Annotated in this window: 18 protein-coding genes and 1 riboswitch; of the genes, 6 read left to right on the top strand and 12 right to left on the bottom strand. The window is 63.6% G+C overall.

Translation table 11 applies throughout. The features are described from left to right. The 10 genes from TR36_RS07325 to cobU all read right to left on the bottom strand — a co-directional run bounded on the left by TR36_RS07325 (nucleotide 1) and on the right by cobU (nucleotide 9993). Nucleotides 1-1380 carry an aspartate aminotransferase family protein gene (locus tag TR36_RS07325; RefSeq protein ID WP_045390491.1) on the bottom strand — a complete coding sequence of 460 codons (1380 nt, stop codon included), beginning with the start codon at nucleotides 1378-1380 and terminating at the stop codon, nucleotides 1-3. Further along, a complete protein-coding gene (locus TR36_RS07320) occupies nucleotides 1377-2759 on the bottom strand; it encodes an aspartate aminotransferase family protein (RefSeq protein ID WP_062762892.1) in 1383 nt (460 codons plus the stop codon). The genes TR36_RS07325 and TR36_RS07320 overlap by 4 nt, the downstream gene beginning before the upstream one ends. A 218-nt stretch (nucleotides 2760-2977) precedes the next feature. Next, nucleotides 2978-3709 carry an SDR family NAD(P)-dependent oxidoreductase gene (locus tag TR36_RS07315; protein WP_237763532.1) on the bottom strand — a complete coding sequence of 244 codons (732 nt, stop codon included), beginning with the start codon at nucleotides 3707-3709 and terminating at the stop codon, nucleotides 2978-2980. Nucleotides 3710-3811: 102 nt separating this feature from the next. Beyond that, nucleotides 3812-4588 (bottom strand): DeoR/GlpR family DNA-binding transcription regulator, encoded by a 777-nt coding sequence (locus tag TR36_RS07310; protein ID WP_045390497.1) that lies wholly within the window; start codon nucleotides 4586-4588, stop codon nucleotides 3812-3814. Between the two features lie 35 nt (nucleotides 4589-4623). Further along, nucleotides 4624-5334: an ethanolamine ammonia-lyase subunit EutC gene (eutC, locus tag TR36_RS07305; RefSeq protein WP_062762889.1), complete on the bottom strand. Its 711-nt coding sequence runs from the start codon at nucleotides 5332-5334 to the stop codon at nucleotides 4624-4626. Continuing rightward, nucleotides 5331-6707 carry an ethanolamine ammonia-lyase subunit EutB gene (locus TR36_RS07300; protein ID WP_062762886.1) on the bottom strand — a complete coding sequence of 459 codons (1377 nt, stop codon included), beginning with the start codon at nucleotides 6705-6707 and terminating at the stop codon, nucleotides 5331-5333. The genes eutC and TR36_RS07300 overlap by 4 nt, the downstream gene beginning before the upstream one ends. 120 nt (nucleotides 6708-6827) lie before the next feature. Further along, nucleotides 6828-7685: a formate/nitrite transporter family protein gene (locus TR36_RS07295; protein WP_045390500.1), complete on the bottom strand. Its 858-nt coding sequence runs from the start codon at nucleotides 7683-7685 to the stop codon at nucleotides 6828-6830. Nucleotides 7686-7742: 57 nt separating this feature from the next. Then, nucleotides 7743-8477: an adenosylcobinamide-GDP ribazoletransferase gene (gene cobS, locus TR36_RS07290; protein WP_062762882.1), complete on the bottom strand. Its 735-nt coding sequence runs from the start codon at nucleotides 8475-8477 to the stop codon at nucleotides 7743-7745. Next, the gene (cobT, locus tag TR36_RS07285) at nucleotides 8474-9493 is read right to left on the bottom strand and encodes a nicotinate-nucleotide--dimethylbenzimidazole phosphoribosyltransferase (protein WP_045390504.1); all 1020 of its coding nucleotides are present in this window, start codon (nucleotides 9491-9493) and stop codon (nucleotides 8474-8476) included. Before cobT ends, cobS begins: the two co-directional genes overlap by 4 nt. Beyond that, a complete protein-coding gene (cobU, locus tag TR36_RS07280) occupies nucleotides 9490-9993 on the bottom strand; it encodes a bifunctional adenosylcobinamide kinase/adenosylcobinamide-phosphate guanylyltransferase (protein WP_045390506.1) in 504 nt (167 codons plus the stop codon). Before cobU ends, cobT begins: the two co-directional genes overlap by 4 nt. Before the next feature lie 65 nt (nucleotides 9994-10058). Between cobU and TR36_RS07275 the strand changes: the two genes are divergently transcribed. Genes TR36_RS07275 through TR36_RS07260 form a run of 4 tightly spaced genes read left to right on the top strand, consistent with a single transcriptional unit; the run spans nucleotide 10059 to nucleotide 13223 of the window. Further along, nucleotides 10059-10601 (top strand): histidine phosphatase family protein, encoded by a 543-nt coding sequence (locus tag TR36_RS07275; protein ID WP_062762879.1) that lies wholly within the window; start codon nucleotides 10059-10061, stop codon nucleotides 10599-10601. Further along, a complete protein-coding gene (locus tag TR36_RS07270; RefSeq protein WP_045390508.1) occupies nucleotides 10598-11371 on the top strand; it encodes a hypothetical protein in 774 nt (257 codons plus the stop codon). Before TR36_RS07275 ends, TR36_RS07270 begins: the two co-directional genes overlap by 4 nt. After that, nucleotides 11371-12282: an adenosylcobinamide-phosphate synthase CbiB gene (cbiB, locus tag TR36_RS07265; protein ID WP_202814386.1), complete on the top strand. Its 912-nt coding sequence runs from the start codon at nucleotides 11371-11373 to the stop codon at nucleotides 12280-12282. The genes TR36_RS07270 and cbiB overlap by 1 nt, the downstream gene beginning before the upstream one ends. After that, nucleotides 12279-13223, top strand: a complete 945-nt coding sequence (locus tag TR36_RS07260) for a threonine-phosphate decarboxylase (RefSeq protein WP_045390510.1) — start codon at nucleotides 12279-12281, stop codon at nucleotides 13221-13223. The genes cbiB and TR36_RS07260 overlap by 4 nt, the downstream gene beginning before the upstream one ends. On the opposite strand, the gene TR36_RS07255 is transcribed toward TR36_RS07260, so the two are convergent. Further along, nucleotides 13209-14645, bottom strand: coding sequence for a cobyric acid synthase (locus TR36_RS07255; protein WP_062762876.1), 1437 nt, complete (start codon nucleotides 14643-14645; stop codon nucleotides 13209-13211). The genes TR36_RS07260 and TR36_RS07255 overlap by 15 nt on opposite strands. Before the next feature lies 1 nt (nucleotide 14646). After that, nucleotides 14647-15249 (bottom strand): cob(I)yrinic acid a,c-diamide adenosyltransferase, encoded by a 603-nt coding sequence (gene cobO, locus TR36_RS07250; RefSeq protein ID WP_045390515.1) that lies wholly within the window; start codon nucleotides 15247-15249, stop codon nucleotides 14647-14649. A gap of 35 nt (nucleotides 15250-15284) precedes the next feature. Continuing rightward, a riboswitch (cobalamin riboswitch) is annotated at nucleotides 15285-15477 on the top strand. 80 nt (nucleotides 15478-15557) lie between these two features. Here cobO and TR36_RS07245 point away from each other — a divergent pair. Next, nucleotides 15558-15896 carry a DUF1636 domain-containing protein gene (locus TR36_RS07245; RefSeq protein ID WP_045390518.1) on the top strand — a complete coding sequence of 113 codons (339 nt, stop codon included), beginning with the start codon at nucleotides 15558-15560 and terminating at the stop codon, nucleotides 15894-15896. 1 nt (nucleotide 15897) lies between these two features. Then, on the top strand, nucleotides 15898-16929 hold the full coding sequence (gene cobW / locus TR36_RS07240; RefSeq protein WP_045390521.1) for a cobalamin biosynthesis protein CobW: 1032 nt from the start codon (nucleotides 15898-15900) through the stop codon (nucleotides 16927-16929). Nucleotides 16930-16932 lie beyond the last annotated feature (3 nt).

Here is a 16932-nt window from a genome sequence, read left to right as displayed (position 1 = left end):
TCAGGCGCTGGCGAAAACGCGTGTGAGGGCGATATCGATTGCCGCTGTGATCGCGTCTATGTCCGCCGCCGTGGCAATCAGCGCTGGTGATAGACACAGCGTATTGTTGAACCCCGGCAGGGAGCGGTTTGTAACCCCGATCATGACACCCTCGGCTGCGGCTTCGGCCACCACGCGCTGGGCAAGCTTTTCATCCACGGGCTGTTTGGTATCGCGATCCGCCACAAGTTCTGCCCCGCAGAACAGCCCCGCACCGCGCACGTCCCCGATAACCGCATGCTTTTCCTGCAGGGCGCGCAGGTTCGCCAGAAGCCGTGCGCCCATTGCCTTGGTATTCTCCAGAAGCCCCTCATCCTCGATGATACGCATGTTTTCCAACGCGGCGGCAGGGCCGGCCGTACATCCGCCAAAGGTAGAAATGTCGCGGAAATGGTTCATCGTATCGGTCGGATCGCTTTTGAACAGATCGAACACTTTTTCGGTGGTCACCGCGCAGGAAATCGCGGCATAGCCGGAGGCGAGCCCCTTTGCCATCGTCACGAAATCCGGCTTGATGCCGTAATTTTGGTAACCGAACCATTCACCCGTACGTCCGATGCCGCAGACAACTTCATCGATATGCAGCAGGACATCGTATTTCGTGCAGATTTCCTGCACCCGCTCCCAATAGCCGGCGGGTGGAACGATGACGCCGCCGCCCGCGGTGATCGGCTCCAGGCACAGCAGACCGACCGTATCGGGGCCTTCGCGCAGGATCACCTCTTCGATGGCATCGGCAGCGCGCCGGCCATAATCCTCGACATCCCATTGCTTGCGGTATTCCAGACAATGGGGCACCTGCACGAAACCTTCGGGATAGGGGCCGTAATGTGCCGCCCGCTCGGGCTGGCCGGATGCGGCCAGCGTGCCGATGGTGGTGCCATGGTAATCCCGCTCCCGGTACAGGATCTTCGATTTCCCGCCGTTGCGATGCAGCGCCGAGATCTGGCGCACCATCTTGAACACCTTCTCGTTCGCCTCAGATCCCGAGTTGGCATAATAGACCCGGGACAGGCCCGGCATCTTCGACAACAGCTTTTCCGCGAAGCGTGCGGCGGGAATGGAGCCTGCGGCCTGCGCAAAGTAGTTCATCGTAACCAGCTGGTCGCGCACCGCATCGGCAATGCTCTCACGGCCGTATCCGACATTGACCGTCCAGACACCGCCCGAGAGGGCATCCAGATACTTGCGGCCCGCCGCATCCCAGACATGCATCCCCTTACCTTCGACGATGATGCGCGGATCGGTGGTTTCATAGGGTTTGTGCTGGCTCAGGTGATGCCAGACATGGGCACGGTCCGCCTCGATGACGGCGCTGATATCATTTACGGGAATGTTCATGCCACTTCTCCGCTCAGGAACGGGGCAAGACCTTCGGTCATCGCCATGTCGAAGCGGTGCAGCAGCTCGTCGACCTGCTCTTCGGTCATGATCAATGGCGGACAGAAGCAGATGCACTCACCGATCGCGCGCAGGATCAGCCCATGACGCTGTGCGGCCGCAGATACGGCCTGCGCGACCTTGCCCGGGGTCGAGAACCCGGCTTTGGTCGTCTTGTCGGAAACAAATTCCACCGCAGCGATGAATCCTTCGCCGCGCACTTCTCCCACCAAAGGATGGTCAGCATGGCGGGCAAGACCGGCCCGCATCCGCTCTCCCATCCATGCGGCGTTCGAAACCAGATCACGCTCTTCGATGATTGTCAGGTTCTCCAACCCTACAGCGGTCGCAACAGGGTGCCCCGAGGTGGTATAGCCATGCCCGAAGGTGCCAAGCGCCTCTGATCCATCCGCCATCCCCTGATAGAGTGCATCCGTGAAGACAATCGCGGCCAGCGGCAGATAGCTGGAAGTGATCTGTTTGGACACAACCAGCATGTCCGGTTTGATGCCATAGGTTTCACAGGCAAACATATGGCCTGTCCGGCCAAATCCGTTGATGACCTCATCCGCCACGATCAGGATATCGTATTTGCGGCAGACGGCCTGGATCTTTTCCCAATACCCCGCAGGCGGCACGATCACGCCCCCCGCCCCCATCAATGGTTCACCGATAAAGGCAGCGACGGTGTCGGGATCCTCGGCCAGAATCATCTCTTCCAACTCGGCGGCCAGACGGTCGGAATATTGTTCCTCGGTCTCCCCCTCATGGGCGTCGCGCCAGTAATGCGGGGTGCTGACATGGCGGGTGAAATCCAGCGGCAGATCAAAGCCCTTATGATTGGCCGGAATGCCCGTCAGGCTGCCCGAGGCAATGGTGATCCCGTGATACGCCTTGATCCGCGAGATGAACTTCTTCTTCTTCGGGCGCCCGATCGCGTTGTTGTAGAACCATACCATTTTCACCACGGTATCATTCGCCTCGGACCCGGAGTTGGTAAAGAAGACCCGATCCAGCCCTTCTGGCGCCATCTGCACCAGCTTTTCCGCCAGCAGGATCGAAGGCTCCTGCCCGCGGCTGCCGAACAGGTGCATATAGGGCAAGGACTGCATCTGCTTGTGCGATGCATCGATCAGACGCTGTTCGGAAAACCCGAGCGCCACGCTCCAGAGACCGGCCATGCCTTCGATATATTCCTTGCCGGCATCATCATAGACATAGATCCCCTCGCCCCGCGCGATCACCAGCGGGCCGGTCCGTTCATGCGCGCGCGCATTGGTGGTCGGGTGCATCAGATATTGCAGATCACGTCCGTGCAGGGAATTGGGGATGACGTTCATGGTGTATCCTGTTGGCAAAAACGGCCCGGTGGTGGTGCAATGCACCCCCGGTTACCCGCATCAGAATACCCGACACATTCCTTGGCAAGAAAAACCACATATTTTCCACACCGCGATGACCGAACGGTACAATCCTGCGGAAAATTCCGCGCCAGAATGCCCGATCGATCATGTTTGCGTATATTTTCCGCATTCCTGTAACGAGGCGGATTCGCCGCTCAGACGTGCTGGCCGCCGTTGATGTGGATTTCGGCGCCGTTGATATAGGCAGACTCACCCGAACAGAGGAAATGGATGGTCTTCGCCACCTCTTCGGTGGTGCCAAGGCGGCGCAGGGGGACATATTTCTTGACCATGTCATCCGTCCCCGGAGACAGGATGGAGGTCGAGATCTCTCCAGGTGATATCGCATTGGCACGCACACCCAAGGGGCCGAATTCATGCGCGAATTCGCGTGTCAGCGCAGCCAGTCCGGCCTTGGAGGCGGCATAGGCGACACCGGCAAAGGGATGAACCCGCGATCCGGCAATGGACGTGACATTGACGATGGAGCCGCCCGCAGCCTTCAGCTCGGGCAGCAGCTCCCGTACCAGCAGCGACACCGACACGAGGTTGACGTTCAGCACCTGCGACCATGCATCCGCATCCGTCATCGACACGCCCATCCGCGCACCGTTCGGCCCCTTGGGAGAGATTCCAGCGTTATTGACCAGTGCCGCCAGCTGCCCCTCGGGCAGGCGGCTCCGCACCTCATCCGCCAGCGCCTTGATGGATGACAGATCCGAAAGATCCGCCTGAATGTGGCTTTCGCGCGCCATTGGCCACCGGCATTCATCCGAAAACGGCTGGCGCGAAACGGTCAGGACCCGCCACCCCTCGCGTTGCAGAACCTTGACCGTGGCGTGCCCGATACCTCTGCTTGCACCGGTAAGAAGGCAAAAATTTGTCACGTGCAAAAGTCCTGTCATATTGGGGGATGGCATCCATCGCTGGCGATAGGCATGGCCGACTGGCGGGACGCACGGGCTATTTATGGTTTCAATCCACCCGCATTACAAGAGCGGCGGATCATCCTGCGCCACGATGACCTGAACGGAGGCATTTGCCAGCGCCCGCGCCATCGCAGGGTCCGGCGCCCGATCTGTCACCAACCGGTCCACCCGGGCCAGATCGGCAATCGCAAAGACGGCAGGGCGGCGGAACTTGGCATGATCCGCCAGAACCGTGACCTTTCGCGCCTGTGCGATCATGGCCCGGGACAAGGAGGCCTCGCGCAGATCGAAATCTAGCACCGCATCTTCCTGAACGGCCCCCACCGTCAGCACCACGTGCTCCGGCCGATACCGGCGCAGGTCGGCCTCGGTGATCGCGCCAAGCGTCTCCTGGGCTGCGGCCTCATATTCGCCACCCAGAAGGAACACACGGTTGCCACCACCGCCCAGATGCCGCAGCGCCCCGGCGGCATTGGTGATGACCGTCAGATTACTGAGCGCCGCGAGCCGTTCGGCAAAGAACATGCTGGTCGATCCGGCATCCAGAAACAGCGCATCGCCGTTGACGAACAATCGTGCCGCCGCCTGTGCGATCCGCCGCTTTTCCGGCACATTGGCAAACATGCGATTATCGAAACTTGCCTCTTCGGGGATCTGCGCCGCCCGACGTGCGCCCCCGTGGATCTTGCGCACCAGTCCGCGATCATCCAGCACCGCCAGATCGCGCCTGATCGTTTCGCGGGATGATCCGAGCGCCTCGGCCAGAACCTCCACGCTGACCGACCCGTGCCGGTCCAGATATTCGACTATGCGCGTATGGCGATCACGCGGATGCATCGGGCCACCTGTTGGTTATGTCCGGCATGGGGGTATCAGCCAAGCAGATGGCTGTCATCCTTCAGTGCGGTTCCGGTCAGGGAACGGTGCATTGCCTGCCTGACCAGCCATGCAATCTTGTGTGCCGCCGCCGCATGATCCAATCCGCCCTTATCGTGGATGTTCGATACACAATTCCGCAGGCTATCCGGTGTACCCGCTCTGGGCGCAAAGGTCAGATAGGCCCCGAGGCTATCGGAAACGCTCAGCCCCGGTCGCTCGCCAATCAGCATGATCGTCAGCCGGGCGCCCATCCGATCCCCGATCTCATCGGCAATGGCCACGCGCCCGCCTTCGACCAGAGCGATGGGCCCGATCGTCATTCCCTTCAGCGCGGACATCAGAAGGTTGCACATTGCGGGCGCATGATGCGCGATGGCCGTCGCCGACAGCCCGTCGGCGACAACCAGTGCCACATCGCATTGCACCTTCGGAACAATGGCCGAAGGGTCCAGCATGCGGCCCAGATCAGGCCGCCGCAGATAGTCGGCCCGCGCAGTGGCCCTGCTGGCCACGCGAAACGACGAACCGTCCAGTGCGGCGGCAATACTGTCCCAGTCCACCTGACCATGAATGGCCGCGCGGGCCGCAGCGTGGCAAGCCTGAAAATCCAGCACCGCTGCCAAAGGGGCCGCACCCCCGGCAGGATCCAGCCGCACCCGCGAGGGGGTCAGCGCATGCAGCCGCTCGATCAGGTCCTTGCTCATGCCACGATCCCCAAACGGCGGGTCATTTCTGCCATGTCCGGCAGCGCCCCTTCACCCGCCAGATCCATACGCTGCAACCACGCCTGGAACTCGGGCGCCGGACCTGCGCCGGTTACGGCGCGCAGATAATCGATATCCTCGAACGCAAGGCTTTGGTACGACAGCATCACATCATCCGATCCGGGTACGGTGATGACGAAATTGACACCTGCCGTGCCCAGAACGGTCATCAGCGTATCCATATCATCCTGATCCGCCTCAACGTGATTGGTGTAACAGACATCCACCCCCATCGGCAGGCCCAGAAGCTTGCCGCAGAAATGGTCCTCCAGCCCTGCGCGGATGATCTGCTTGCCGTCGTACAGATATTCCGGCCCGATGAATCCGACGACGGTATTGACCAGAAGCGGGCGGAATGCACGGGCAACACCATAGGCACGTGTCTCCAGCGTCTGTTGGTCGACCCCGTGATGCGCGCCTGCCGAAAGGGCCGCACCCTGCCCCGTCTCGAAATACATCACATCCTGTCCGACGGTCCCGCGGTTCAATGACAGGGCCGCCGCCTCGGCCTCGGCCAGCAGGGCCAGATCGATGCCGAACCCGCGATTGGCCCCCTCGGTCCCGGCGATGGACTGGAACACCAGATCGACAGGGCCGCCCCGCCGGATGATTTCCAGCGTGGTGGTCACATGGGTCAGCACGCAGCTTTGGGCAGGCATATCGAACCGCTCCCGCAGCCCGTCCAATGCCTGCATCATCGCCAGGCAATTCTCCACGCTGTCCGAAGCCGGGTTGATACCGATGACGGCATCCCCCGCCCCCCGCAACAACCCGTCCAGCACCGCCACGGCGATGCCCCGCAGATCATCGGCAGGATGGTTCGGTTGCAGCCGCGTCGACAGATGTCCCCGCAAACCCAGCGTGTTGCGAAAGCGGGTTACGACCTCGCACTTGCGTGCCACGCGGATCAGATCCTGATTCCGCATCAATTTCGACACTGCCGCGACCATCTCCGGTGTCAGCCCGCGTGCCACCGCATGCAACATTTCGGGCGTGGTCGTACGCGCCAGAAGCCAGTCCCTCAGCCCCCCGACCGTCATTGCCGCCACGGGGGCAAATGCGGCCGCATCATGTGTATCAATGATCAGGCGGGTAACTTCATCCGTCTCATAGGGAACGACAACCTCGGTCAGGAAACTGCGCAATGGCAAATCGGCCAGCGCATATCGCGCGGCCACACGTTGCGGGGCGGATCCTGCCGCAATACCGGCCAGTTGATCCCCCGACCGTTCAGCCGTGGCCGCCGCCAGAAGCGCTGCAAGGCCGTCAAAGCGGAACCGTTCACCTCCAACCGTGGCATGATAAACCGGCATCGCACATCTCCCGTATTCCGAAGACCTGCTTAGGGTCACCATCACAAACAGGCCAGTCCCAAGACGGCGGAGAACGGGCCCGCCGCTCTTTTCAGGTTACGGCCCGGCAAGGATGCGCAATTATTGTGCAGGCCGTGAATGATCGACGTCTGCCTGTACCTGGGCATGGCTGATCAGCGCGAATATGAAGGCGCCGCCCACGACATTGCCCAGCAAGGTGGGAATACCGAACCGGAAGATCGCCGGCGCAATTTCAAGCTGCCCAAGGAAGATGAGGTACAGAACCTCGATCGTTCCCACGATGATATGTGTGAAATCCCCAAGCGCCACCAGATAGGTCACCAGAAATATCATCACGAATGCCCAGGATTCGAAACTGCGAAGCGTCCAGACCAGCGTCGCGATCAACCAGCCGGCAACGATCCCCTTGGAGAACATCTCGAAAGCCGTATTCTCCATCAGGCCCTCGCCGATCTCTATCATCGCCGCGTCCACATTTGCCGAGAACATCGGCAAAAAGGCGAAAACCGCCGCCGCAATCGCACCGCCGATGATATTGCCCGCCAGCACCACCCCCCAGAGGCGGCCAACCTTGCCCAGATTGCGCCATGTCGGGGACGTCATCAGCGGCAGTACGGGGGTGACGGTGTTTTCGGTAAACAGCTGCTGGCCTGTCGCGATCACGAGGATGAAGCCGACGGTATACCCTGCAGATTCGATCAGAAACGCAGGGTCTGTATCTGGCAGATGCGCCGCCAGAATGGCCCGTGCCAGCATCGACGTACTCATGGTGATGCCACCTGCAATGGCAGACCACAAAAGGGCGCGGAACTTGCGCCGCATTTCTTTTTCGCCGTCTTCGCGGATCAGTTGGTGAACCGCCGCTGCCGCGGATGGCAGGTTTTCCTCCAGGGCTTCCACTTCGGATTTGGGCGCTTCCTTGACGACCTCGGTTTCCTTGACGACTTCAGGTGCCACCCAACGCTCCAATTCATGCTGATGGCAGGAAACGCGGTGGCTGTTGCGAGGGTTCCGTCAGATGCGGGTCAGGGCCAGAAGGATCGCAAGTTCGCCCAGAAGTTGGGCAGCGCCCAGCACATCCCCCGTTACACCGCCCACCTGATACCGTGCCAGAATGACGACCCCGGCCTGCACCGCAGCCACGGCCAGTATCGCCCCGACCCCGCCATGCAGGGCCAGCAGCGCCAACAGGCCAAGCGCCAGCGCCACATAGGCAGGCGCAGGCCGGGCGTCCTTGCCAGCCAAGGCGCCCAGCCCTTCGGTCCGGGCCTGCGGGGCATACATCTGGATCAACGGCAGCCCCGCCCTGCTGCCTATGCCCGCCGCAACCAGGGGCAGGATCATATCTGTCAGATCCGCCAACAAAAGGATGCGTAGCACCAGGGCCAGAACAAGGGCGGCGGCCCCATAGGTTCCCAGACGGCTGTCGCGCATGATGGCAAGCTTCGCCGCCCTGTCACGCCCGCCCCCGAAGCCATCCGCCAGATCCGACAACCCGTCTTCATGCATCGCCCCGGTGATCAGCAGCCCTGCGGCCACTGCCAGCACCGCAGCAGGGGCCGCGCCGAACCCGAGCGCATTTCCCATCCACAAGACAAGGCCGGAGACAAGGCCCACGCCCGCCCCCACCAATGGCCAGGCCCAGCCGGTGGATGCCAGTGGCACGATGCGTGCCACATGCCCCATCGGCAGCCGCGTAAGCAGCATCGCGGCAACCCGCATTTCATCCGTGCGGGCTGCGATGCTCATGCGCTGGCCACTCCCGCCTCGGCAAATGTGGCCATACCGTTGTGCGCCTCGAGGGCCGCGCGCAGCACCATCAGGGCCACAGCCGCACCGGACCCTTCGCCCAGCCGCATGCCCAGATCCAGAATGGCCCTGCGTCCCATTGCCGCCAGCAGCCGTGCATGCCCCGGTTCGGCACTGGCGTGACCGATCAGGCAATGATCCAGCGCGCCCGGTATTGTAGCCAGCGGCGCAACCGAGGCTGTCCCGATAAAACCGTCCAGCATTACCGGAATGCCTGCGGCACGCGCGCCCAGAACGGCCCCCGCCATAGCCGCCTGCTCCCGTCCGCCAAAGGCGCAAAAGGCACCTAACGGCGTATCCAGCAAGGCAGCGTGCAGGGCCATGCCCGCCTCGATCACCGCCGCCTTGCGTGCCTGCCCGGATGAATCGATACCCGTACCGGGGCCGACCCAATCCGTTGCCACGCCGCCAAACGCCGCCCGCGCCAAAGCGGCCGCGATGGTGGAATTGCCGATCCCCATTTCACCCAGAAGGACGATATCGGCCTGTGGATCAACTGCGTCCGCCCCTTTCGCCATGGCGTCCAGCACCTCGGCCTCGGTCATTGCGGCACCGCGCGTGAAATCCTGCGTCGGCAGGTGCAGGTCCAACGACACCACCGACAGATCGGCCCCCGCGGCGCGGGCCAGCTGGTTGATCGCCGCCCCGCCGGCGGAAAAATTCGCAACCATCTGCACTGTCACCTCGGGCGGAAACGAGCTGACGGATTGCGCGCAGATCCCGTGGTTGCCCGCAAAGACCAGCGCTTGGGCCCGATCGATGCGCGGCCGGTCCTGCCCCTGCCAGCCCGCCATGAAAACGGCCATATCCTCCAGCTGCCCCAAGCTGCCTGCGGGTTTGGTCAATTGTGCCTGACGGGCCTGCGCAGCCGCGCGCGCGGCCTCATCGGCGGCAGGCAGATCGGCCAGGGCATTCATCAGATCGGCCAGCGAAGTGGCAGGGAACAGTGCAGTCATTTCACCCTCATCGGTAATCCGGACACGACAAAGGTCACCTCGTCGGCCATTTCGGCAATCATCTGGTTCAGGCCACCCTGCGCATCCCGGAACGCACGGGCCATGGCGTTATCGGGCACGATGCCCATCCCCACCTCATTCGTGACAAGCACGACCGGGGCGCGTTGTGCCACCAGCGTATCCATCAGCGCCCGCGCCTCGGTCCGCCAGTCGCGGCCGTGATGCATCAGGTTTCCCAGCCACAAGGTCAGGCAGTCCACCAGCCGCGGACCCGCCCCGTCGGTCGCGTTCAGGGCGGCGCATAATTCCAGCGGTGCCTCGTGCAGTATCCATTCCGGCCCGCGACGTTGCTGGTGCAATTCGACCCTGGATGACATCTCGTCATCCCAAACCTCTGAGGTTGCGATATAAACCGGGTCCGGGCCAAGTGTGGCCACATGGCGTTCGGCGCAGAGGCTCTTGCCTGATCTGGCCCCACCTGTAAAGAGTATCACCGCCATATGCGCCCCCTTGATGGGCGTTGTAAAACCATGAAACCGCGCCGTTGCAAAGGGGCAGCCTATCCGTGCCCACCCAGTTCCTCCTGATCCGCCACGCGCCTGTCGCACCTCCGGCCCGCCTTGCGGGACGCAGCAATGTGCCTTGCATTCTGCCGGCGCGTATCCCTTCGGCCCCTGCGGCGGACCGGGTCCTCTCCAGTCCGGCCACACGCTGCACTGCAACAGCCCGCGCCCTGTATCCCGATGCAACCATCCCCACCGACCCCCGATTGTGGGAACAGGACTTCGGCGCATGGGAGGGATTGGATTTCAGCGCCATGCCCGATCTGGGTCGCCTTGAGCGTGAGCAGTTGGCCGCTCATCGCCCCCCCGGGGGCGAAAGCCATGCCGACATGGCGGGTCGGGTTGCCCCCGCGTTGCAGGATCTGGCGACAGGTGGAACTGTCGCGGTGGTTGCCCATGCAGGCACGATCCGGGTCGCGCTCGGGCTGGCACTGGGCCAGATGTCGCAGGGACTGGCCTTTGCGATTGCACCCCTGTCGTTAACGCGATTGTCGGTAATGGATGGGGAATGGGCGATCCTTAGCGTGAACGAGCCCTTGCGATGACCCATATCACCGGACATTTCGGCGAGTTTATGCAGGGTCGTCTTGGCCCCGATGGACCCGTGGTGCTGATCACGCTGCCCTGCCCGAACGTGGGTGTCACACTCGTCCGCCGCGCAGGTCCGTTCGCACTGCATGGCAGCCGCATCATCGCGCCCCGCACGGCACGGACGGTATTGAACGCCACGGGCCAGCCGCTCGGGCAGTTGCATCTGCGGGCCACCATGCCCGTCGGTGGCGGCGCGGGCAGTTCAACGGCGGCCATCCTTGCGCTGGCAGGCAAACAAACCCCGGAATTTCTGGCAGCACTCTGTCTGTCGCTGGAGGGGGCGGTCGACCCCTTGATGTATGCGGCCCCCGAGCAACTGCTGTGGGCCTCGCGCCATGGAGCCATCATGGCCCGTCTGCCGCAATTGCCCCGCATGCAGATCGTTGGTGGCTTTCTGCCGGGGGCCGAACGGACGGATCCTGCCGACACGCGGTTTCCGGATATCTCCGATCTGGTACAGGAATGGGCCGAGGCCTGCTCCAGTGCCGGACAGATTGCCCGCCTTGCCAGTTCATCCGCCGCGCGAACGCAGGCCCTGCGCGGACCAAAACAGGACCCGACGCCCGAAATCGCCCGAAGAACCGGCGCATTGGGGTGGCTTCGGGCGCATACGGGAACGGCGCGTGCCGTGATCCTGCCCCCCGCAGCCCCGGTCGGGCCGGCGCGGAATGCATTGCTGGCCGCAGGGCTGCGCGGCGTAACCTCATTCAAGGTGGGCACCTGATGGCAGCCATGCTTCTGGCCATGCTGATCGAAGGGGCGATGGGTTGGCCCTCTGCGCTCCATTCCCGCATCGGCCATCCCGTCACATGGATTGGCGCACTGATCTCGGCCCTGGACAGCCGGTGGAACGGCGGGGACCATCGCCGTGCCAAAGGCGTGGCCGCGGCCCTGCTTGTCATCGGCGTGACCGTGGGGCTTTCGGCACTGGTTACGGCGGTCCTGCCGGATGGCATCGCCGGTATCCTGCTGACGGGTCTGCTGGCCGCGCCCTTCATCGCCACGCGGTCGTTGCGCGATCATGTGGTGGCGGTTGCCCGCCCCCTGTCTGCCGGCGATCTGGTGGGGGCACGCGGGGCGGTGGCCATGATCGTCGGTCGGGACCCTGCGCGGCTGGATACCGCAGGGGTGGCGCGTGCCGCAATCGAGAGCCTGTCGGAAAACGCCTCGGACGGCATCGTTGCCCCCCTGTTCTGGGCTGTGCTGTTCGGTCTGCCGGGCATTGCGGGATACAAGGCAATCAATACGCTGGACAGCATGATCGGACACCGTACGCCACGACACGAGGATTTCGGCTGGGCCGCCGCGCGCATCGATGATCTGGCGAACCTGATCCCGGCGCGGCTGACGGGGGCGTTGTTCGCCCTGATCGGCGGGGGCGGCTGGCGGGTGATGTGGCGGGATGCCGGGCTGCACCGCTCTCCGAATGCAGGGTGGCCCGAAGCGGCCATGGCGGCAGCGCTCGGCATCCGCCTTTCAGGCCCGCGCGTCTATGCCGGCAGGATGACCGAGGAGCCATGGGTCAACCCCGAAGGCCGCGATCCTCTTGCCTCCGACCTGTGGAATGCATTGCGGCTTTATATCCGCGCGATGGTTGCATTGGGGCTGATCCTGCTGGCGGGGGCGGTAATATGAGGGATCATGGCGGCGATCTGGACCGGGCCATGACCCGATATGGCGGCACGGACTGGATCGACCTTTCGACAGGGATCAACCGTGTGCCCTATCCCGTGCCCCCCCTTCCGGCCTCGGCATGGACCAACCTGCCAACCCGCACGGCACAAACGGCCCTTGCCACCGCAGCGCAAAAGGCATGGAACGCGGCAATGCCCCTCTTGCCCTTGGCCGGGGCACAGGCGGCAATCCAGACACTCCCACGTCTGGGGCGCATCGGTACGGCGCGTGTGTTGGGGCCGACCTATAACGAACATGCCGCCAACCTGCGGGCTGCCGGATGGGCCGTCACCGAGGTTGGCGCGCTTGGCGCCCTGAACGGGGCCGATCTGGCGGTCGTCGTCAATCCCAACAATCCGGACGGGCGATCATGGTCGCCCGACGCATTGCGCGCGCTGGATGTGGGGCGGCTGATCGTGGACGAAAGCTTTGCCGATCCGTTTCCGGGGCTCTCTCTTCTGGCCCTGCCGCCCGAACGCGGACGGATCATTCTGCGCTCATTCGGGAAATTCTACGGGCTGGCCGGATTGCGTCTGGGGTTCGCGGCCGGGCATCCCGAGGATCTGGCACAAATCTCGGCGGTGGCAGGCCCATGGCCTGTATCGGGTGCCGCACTGGAAATAGGCCGCATCGCCCTGGCAGACCGGTCATGGGCAGAGGAAACCACCGCACGTCTGCATGCGGATGCCACCCGCATGGATGCAGCGGTCCCTTGGCCGCTGGTGGGTGGCACACCCCTGTTCCGTTTGTACGACACCCCTGATGCGACCGCCGCACAGCACCATCTGGCCCGTCATGGCATCTGGAGCCGGATTTTCCCTTATTCCAGCCGGTGGATACGCCTGGGGCTGCCCGCACCCCTTGAATGGCCGCGGGTGGAGGCTGCCCTATCTGGCCAGTGACAGCAGGCCCGGAATATCCATATGATCCTCGAGGTGGTCGGCCAGCGCGTTCAACGCATCCTCCACCCCCGCACCATAGCGGGCGGTGCCTGTCGCCCCGAACCCCGAGAGCCATGCGGCACGGAACGTGTCATGGGCGAACATCCCGTGCAGATAGCTGCCGCTGATCCGGCCATCGACCGAGGTCGCCCCCTCCGGGCGCCCGTCCACCCGGGCAAAGGGGCGCAGCCGGTCGGGGCCTTCGGTCATGCCGATGTGGATTTCGTATCCCGCAAAGGGAATGCCGTTCCGCACCCCCGTCACCCGCGCCAACCTCTTGTCTGCCGTCATGATCGTGGCTACATCCAGATGGCCCAAACCGTCGCTTGTTCCTGCCGGCCCTTCGATCCCGTCCGGGTCGGCAATGGTGCGCCCCAGCATCTGGAAACCGCCGCAGATGCCGAACACATGCCCGCCCCGCCGGACATGGGCGGCCAGATCGATATCCCACCCCTGCGCACGCAGATAGGCCAGATCACCGCGCGTGGATTTGGTGCCCGGAATGATCACCACATCCGCATCGCCCGGAATGGCCTGCCCCGCCCGCAGTAGGACAAGATCCACCGATGGTTCTGCCGCAAGCGGATCCAGATCATCGAAATTGGCGATCCGCGACAGGATCAGGCACACCACCTTGAGCGCGCCCCCCCGCGATGCGTGGCGCAGGTCCAGCGCATCCTCGGCGGGCAGCGCGTGGGCATGGGCAAACCAAGGGATGACGCCGAACCCCCGCCACCCGGTCCGTTGTTCGATAAGCGCATAACCTTCATCGAACAGGCGCGGATCGCCACGGAACTTGTTGATCGCAAAGCCGGCAATCATGGCCGCATCCCCTGCCTCCAGCACCGCCTGCGTCCCCACGATCTGCGCGATCACCCCGCCGCGATCGATATCGCCCACCAGAAGAACGGGCACATCGGCGGCACGGGCGAACCCCATGTTCGCGATATCCCCGGCCCGCAGATTGACCTCGGCCGGGCTACCCGCCCCTTCGATCAGAACCAGATCGACCTGCGATTTCAGGCGGGCAAAGCTCTGCATTACGGGGGCCATCAGCGACGGTTTCAGCGCGGCATAGTCGCGCGCCCGCACGGTGGCGACGCGGCGGCCCTGCACGATCACCTGGCTGCCGGTTTCGGTTTCGGGTTTCAGCAATACCGGGTTCATGTCCACCACGGGATCGCGGCCTGAGGCCAGCGCCTGCAATGCCTGCGCCCGCCCGATCTCCCCGCCGTCCACCGTCACCGCCGCATTATTGGACATGTTCTGCGGCTTGAACGGGGCCACCGACAGCCCGCGCCGCAGGGCGGCCCGGCACAGCCCCGCCACAAGCATGGATTTACCGACGTTCGATCCCGCGCCCTGCACCATCAGCGCGGGCATATCAGTATTCCACCCCCGCCTGCGCCTTGATCCCTGCGCGGAACGGATGTTTCACCACGGCCATCTCGGTCACAAGATCGGCCACTTCGATCAGTTCGGGTTTTGCATTCCGCCCCGTCAGCACGACATGGGTCATGGGCGGCTTGTTCGAAAGCACCTCCACCACCTCGGCCACGTCCAGATAGTCGTAGCGCAGGGCGATGTTGATCTCGTCCAGCACGACCATACGGATCGAGGGGTCGGCAATCAAAGATTTCGCCTTTTCCCATCCGGCACGGGCGGCGGCAATGTCCCGCGCCTTGTCCTGCGTTTCCCAGGTGAACCCTTCACCCATCGCGTGGAACTGTACCAGATCGGCGAAATGCGTGGTCAGCAGACGACGTTCACCGGTGTCCCATGCGCCCTTGATGAATTGCACCACGGCCGAAGGCATGCCATGCGCCACACAGCGCAGCACCATCCCGAATGCAGAAGAGCTTTTGCCTTTGCCCGGCCCCGTATGGATGATCACAAGGCCCTTCTCGCCTTCCTTCATCTCCATCATCCGGTCGCGGGCGGCCTTGATTTTCGCCATCTTGGCGGCGTGGCGTTCAGCGTCGTCCATGGTCCCCCTCGGGTTGACATTGGCGGGCAAGGCGCGCCATTTAGGCACGCGCTGGTTCCTGTTCCTAAAACAGGCGAAGAGGGAATGCGACACCAATCGCAGCCGCCCCCGCGACCGTGACCGGAAAGGTCCGCCCGATGCCACTGGGAAACCGGGAAGGCGGGCGAACCATTGGGATCCTCCCTGAATCCGTAAGCCGGGAGACCTGCCAGCGCCGATTGAGACGGGCGAACGGGGTGTTTCGCAACCGGGATGGACAGGGCCACGGGCGCTGGCCGTTTCGCTGCGCGCATCCGGAAAGGACTGACGTGACGGTAACGCTACTTGTGTGCACCACCTGCCGTGGAAACGACCCGACCGAGGATCCGAGGCCCGGTACGAAGCTGCTTGCGGCGCTTCGGGATGCCGAGGTCCGCACGGTCGGGGTGGAATGCCTGTCGGCCTGCAAGACCGGCTGCGCGATCGCCCTGTCGGGGCCGGGCCGCTGGTCCTACGTCTATGGTCACATGACGCCCGAGGATGCCCCCGAAATTGCCCGAGGTGCCGCGCTTTATGCCGCCAGTGCCGACGGAATCGTGCCATGGCGCGAACGCCCCGAAATCCTGCGCAAACGCTCTGTCGCGCGCCTTCCCCCAACCGAGGTTTGACATGTCCGATCTGGCAAAAATCCCCGTAACCGTCATCACCGGATTTCTGGGCAGTGGCAAAACGACCCTTGTGCGCCACCTGCTGGCCAATCCACAGGGCAAGCGTCTGGCCGTTCTGGTCAACGAATTCGGAACCGTCGGCGTAGACGGCGATATCCTGCGCGCCTGCGCCGACAAGAATTGCCCCGCCGAAAATATCGTGGAACTGGCAAACGGATGTATCTGCTGTACCGTGGCCGATGATTTCATCCCCACGATCGAGGCGCTTCTGGCGCGCGGCACCCGCCCGGACCACATCCTCATCGAAACTTCGGGGCTGGCCTTGCCGAAGCCTTTGCTAAAAGCCTTTGACTGGCCTGCGATCCGCTCTCGTATCACCGTCGACGGGGTGATTGCATTGGCCGATGCCGAAGCGGTGGCCGCAGGGCGCTTTGCCCCCGATGTCGCAGCCGTGGAGGCCCAACGTGCAGCCGATGACAGCCTTGACCACGAAACCCCGCTGGCCGAGGTTTTCGAGGACCAGATCTCTTGCGCCGATATCATTCTGCTGACCAAGTCCGATCTGGTCGATGAGGCCGGTCTGGCTGCCGCCCGCGCCGCGATTACGGCCGAGGCGCCGCGCCCCATTCCGATGATCGCCGTTACCGAAGGTGTGCTGGACCCCGCCCTGATACTGGGCCTGAACGCCGCCGCCGAGGATGATCTGGCGGCGCGCCCCAGCCATCATGACGGGGCCGATGATCATGAGCATGAGGATTTCGATACGGTCGTGATCGACCTTCCCGAGATTTCCGACCCCGAGGATCTGGTGGCCCGCATCCGGACGCTGGCGCATGAACAGAACATCCTGCGCGTCAAGGGTCATGTGGCGGTGGCCGGCAAGCCGATGCGCCTGCTGGTGCAGGCCGTGGGTGCGCGCGTTCGCTACCAGTATGACCGGCCATGGGGCGCCGCGCGTCGCTCGGCGCTCGTGGTGATCGCCGAACATGACCATATCGACGAAGCCGCCATCCGTCGGGTTCTGGTGGGCTGATCC

The organism is Falsirhodobacter sp. alg1 (assembly GCF_000739715.2).
In the GTDB taxonomy this organism is placed as follows: Bacteria; Pseudomonadota; Alphaproteobacteria; order Rhodobacterales; family Rhodobacteraceae; genus Falsirhodobacter.
Note: the sequence above shows the minus strand (reverse complement) of the source record. Positions and strands in the feature narration are given on the sequence as shown.

Bases quoted from the DNA above. Each gene is read 5' to 3' on its own strand.
- TR36_RS07260 (WP_045390510.1), top strand. From the start codon at position 12,279: ATGAGGGATCATGGCGGCGATCTGGACCGGGCCATGACCCGATATGGC.
- eutC (WP_062762889.1), bottom strand. From the start codon at position 5,334: ATGAGCAAGGACCTGATCGAGCGGCTGCATGCGCTGACCCCCTCGCGG.
- TR36_RS07325 (WP_045390491.1), bottom strand. From the start codon at position 1,380: ATGAACATTCCCGTAAATGATATCAGCGCCGTCATCGAGGCGGACCGT.
- TR36_RS07270 (WP_045390508.1), top strand. From the start codon at position 10,598: ATGACCCATATCACCGGACATTTCGGCGAGTTTATGCAGGGTCGTCTT.
- TR36_RS07255 (WP_062762876.1), bottom strand. From the start codon at position 14,645: ATGCCCGCGCTGATGGTGCAGGGCGCGGGATCGAACGTCGGTAAATCC.
- cobS (WP_062762882.1), bottom strand. From the start codon at position 8,477: ATGAGCATCGCAGCCCGCACGGATGAAATGCGGGTTGCCGCGATGCTG.
- cobU (WP_045390506.1), bottom strand. From the start codon at position 9,993: ATGGCGGTGATACTCTTTACAGGTGGGGCCAGATCAGGCAAGAGCCTC.
- TR36_RS07310 (WP_045390497.1), bottom strand. From the start codon at position 4,588: ATGCATCCGCGTGATCGCCATACGCGCATAGTCGAATATCTGGACCGG.
- cobT (WP_045390504.1), bottom strand. From the start codon at position 9,493: ATGACTGCACTGTTCCCTGCCACTTCGCTGGCCGATCTGATGAATGCC.
- TR36_RS07300 (WP_062762886.1), bottom strand. From the start codon at position 6,707: ATGCCGGTTTATCATGCCACGGTTGGAGGTGAACGGTTCCGCTTTGAC.
- cobW (WP_045390521.1), top strand. From the start codon at position 15,898: ATGTCCGATCTGGCAAAAATCCCCGTAACCGTCATCACCGGATTTCTG.
- TR36_RS07320 (WP_062762892.1), bottom strand. From the start codon at position 2,759: ATGAACGTCATCCCCAATTCCCTGCACGGACGTGATCTGCAATATCTG.
- cbiB (WP_202814386.1), top strand. From the start codon at position 11,371: ATGGCAGCCATGCTTCTGGCCATGCTGATCGAAGGGGCGATGGGTTGG.
- cobO (WP_045390515.1), bottom strand. From the start codon at position 15,249: ATGGACGACGCTGAACGCCACGCCGCCAAGATGGCGAAAATCAAGGCC.